The following is a 2,853-nucleotide window of genomic DNA, read 5'->3' on the forward strand; positions in this document are numbered from 1 at the left end:
CACCTGCTCCTTCCTTCAGGAGCAGGCAGACTCTCATCCCAAAATTATGCCGACAAGAGTCAACGCCCTTCGGCCCTCACCAGGGGCAACCCGAAAAGGTCGGCATAATCCAAACATCGGCATAAGCTATCAACGGCAGGCTCGAACACCTCCGCGGCACCGCACTGGGATTCAGGAACCTGACCAACTACATCACCCGAGCCCTACTGGACACCGGAGGATTCAGGCCCCTCCTACACCCTCATCTGCGATGAGCCCCCTATCTACACTCTTATCTGCGATGAGCCGCTTATGCTCCTGGGGCTGGGATGCCGGGGATGCCTGCAGGTGGATTCAGCCCTGAGTTCCCGCTGGGCGGGATCGTCTCAGCGGCAGCACCGTCAGGATCTTCCAGCTCCGAAGTGGAAGAGGCCGAGAAGCGCTATGAGGAGGCCATGGCCGAGGATGCCAGTGGTGAAGACGTCCAGGCTTTCCTAAAGCATTTCGAAGAGATGGAAGCTGAGGATATCAAGGAGTTTGCTGAGAACAACCAGGAAGCGAACCTCCAAAATCTTACTGCGCCAGCATCGGAAGAGGATCTCCAGGCGTGGCCGGATGGTGCCTGGGGTGTTGCCTGGTGGTCGAACTCCTTGGATAACAAACAACGTGAAGCGATGCAGAATCACCTGCCCCTCATCGTAGGCAATGTGCAGGGGGTGCCAAGCGACGTGAGTCATGAAGCGAATATCAATGCGCACGACCACCTAAGGGACTCTGATGAGCATGCCGAATATCGGGATAATATCGTCGATATCGAAAGAGCTGTCGGTGAACAAGATAACGCAGGTGACCGTTACTTGCTCTCGCTGGACGTAGGGACTCCCGGTGAAGACAGGCAGCCCCTTGCGGAAATATCTGTCGGCGATCCTGACCGTGCGGCCGAAGTGACGTACAACGTGCCGGGGATGAACAGCGGGACGCATAGCATGGATGGTGAAGTTGATCACGCTCAGACCATCTACGACAACACGGGCGACCAAGCAGTTATCGCGTGGATGGGCTATGACCCACCGACTATGGATGAAACAATAAGCTTTGATGAAGGTTCTGTTCTGCTTGATAACCGCGCCGATGAAGGGGGCTACAGGCTTGCTTACGCCTTGGACAGCCGGCATGAGAGCCGTGCCTCTGAACATAGTGACGGAGACAGTGATGTGGACATCAAGGTGCTCGCCCATTCGTATGGAACGAATATGACGGCGCATGCGCTCACGCGGACTGAACATGATGTTCACTCGGTAGTTTTCATGGGGTCCTCTGGAATTCCGAGGGATGTCGCTGAGGATGCTTCGGATCTCAACGTCGAAGTTGTGAACGGTCAGCCGCGAGTCTTCGCGACTGAGGCCAATGCTGACTGGCTAGCTGGCGTTGGCCGTGGGGACCTTCCTTGGTGGCTCGGTGGAGGTGATTTCGATCCGTACGGAGCGATGGATCGAATAGATCCTACGCACGAAGACTTCGGGGCCTATGTGTTCACATCCGATATACATGATCCGCTGTTTGGTGAGAGCGAGCATCCTGACCTTGAGTCTGTGACAGATCACAGTCGAGATATGGCTGAAGAAGGCGAGTACGGGTACTTGGACGACGGGACTCTCTCTTTGGATACGATCACCCAAATCTTGCGTGGTGAGAATCAGCTGGTCGATTATGAAAGCGTCCCCGGATATTCCATTGAGAACTATGAATAAGTCAGGCAGCGTCCGGTTGAAGCCTGTTGTGGGCACTGTGGTCATAGGTGTGCTCATGCTGAGTGCTTGTGGAGAGTTCGGGGGATCGGGACAGGAGGAGGAAGAAGTGAGCGTCGAGTTGGGTCCCGGTGAGACCCGGGAGGAGCAGATCGATGAGATCGGGGCCGTTGTGGGGCTCTTGGAATCCCATATTGGGGATGGTCTGGTTCTGCGGGCCGAATCAACTGATGAGTGGACACCTGAGTACCATGCGGAACATCGGCGTCCGACTGCCGACTGTCCGGGTGAGGATCAGTATCGGAACGAGGTGTTCTTCTACCACCGGGACATCAGCTTCGAGGACGCCTATTCGGCGGCGGAGAAGATTGCTGATGAGCTTGGTTTCACTCCCAACGACGCGGTGAACGACACCGGAGCTGGGAGCAGTCGCATGATGTTCTCTGCGCAATCCGAGGACGGTAGGACGTTCATCGTTCGAGAGAGCGCTTCGGAGGACGAAAATGTGGAAGTCGTCTATAACACTCGTTGTACTGACCATGAATCTAATCGTGAAGCTAGAGATGAGTTCATGCTTAAGGAACGGGAAGAGCGGCAAAGAGAACGCGACGAGCAATAATGAAATTGAAGTGAACCACTGGAGATAGACGGTTAGGGATTTCCCATGTGGCTTAGCAACTAGGTGTAGGAGGGCAGGACGTTGGTCACGCGCCCCGGGACGAGGCTGGCAGGAGCTTGACCGCCTGCAGCTGAGTGGGGGCGGTGATGATTGTAGTGCTGAACCCAGACTTTCATCGCTTCTCCTCGGGCCGACTCGGAGTCGTAGGTCCTCGCGTAAAGGCATTCGTCGGCCAGGATCCGCTGATATCGCTCGACCTTGCCGTTATGCCGCGGCGTGTAGGGCCGGATCCGCTGATGGACCCCACCGAGGTTGTTCACCGCCTGCGTGAAGTCACCGGCGGCTTCAGACCCTATCTACACTCTTATCTGCGATGAGCCGTGAAACCATCCATGGCCACCACCTTGATCTCGTCGCGGAAGGCCTTGGTCTGGTCATCGAGCCAGGTCTTGAAGACCTTCTTGGATCGGCCCGGGACCATGTCCAGCAACCGGGAAGGGCCAGTGC

Annotated in this window: 2 protein-coding genes and 2 pseudogenes; 2 read left to right on the forward strand and 2 right to left on the reverse strand. The window is 56.2% G+C overall.

From position 1 onward, the window contains the following. Positions 1-317 precede the first annotated feature (317 nt). Both IEW85_RS14140 and IEW85_RS14145 read left to right on the forward strand, forming a co-directional pair. The gene (locus IEW85_RS14140) at positions 318-1,730 is read left to right on the forward strand and encodes an alpha/beta hydrolase (protein WP_188687070.1); all 1,413 of its coding nucleotides are present in this window, start codon (positions 318-320) and stop codon (positions 1,728-1,730) included. A 106-nt stretch (positions 1,731-1,836) separates the two neighbouring features. Continuing rightward, complete coding sequence (locus IEW85_RS14145; protein ID WP_188687072.1) at positions 1,837-2,346, forward strand: hypothetical protein; 510 nt, start codon at positions 1,837-1,839, stop codon at positions 2,344-2,346. A 59-nt stretch (positions 2,347-2,405) separates the two neighbouring features. On the opposite strand, the pseudogene IEW85_RS14150 reads toward IEW85_RS14145, so the two are convergent. Further along, positions 2,406-2,687: pseudogene (locus IEW85_RS14150) on the reverse strand (integrase core domain-containing protein); the annotation flags it as partial. Between the two features lie 29 nt (positions 2,688-2,716). Then, positions 2,717-2,853: pseudogene (locus IEW85_RS14155) on the reverse strand (transposase); the annotation flags it as partial.

Origin of the sequence: Nesterenkonia cremea, from assembly GCF_014642675.1 — a bacterium.
Lineage (GTDB): Bacteria > Actinomycetota > Actinomycetes > Actinomycetales > Micrococcaceae > Nesterenkonia > Nesterenkonia cremea.

Bases quoted from the DNA above. Each gene is read 5' to 3' on its own strand.
- IEW85_RS14140 (WP_188687070.1), top strand. From the start codon at position 318: ATGCCTGCAGGTGGATTCAGCCCTGAGTTCCCGCTGGGCGGGATCGTC.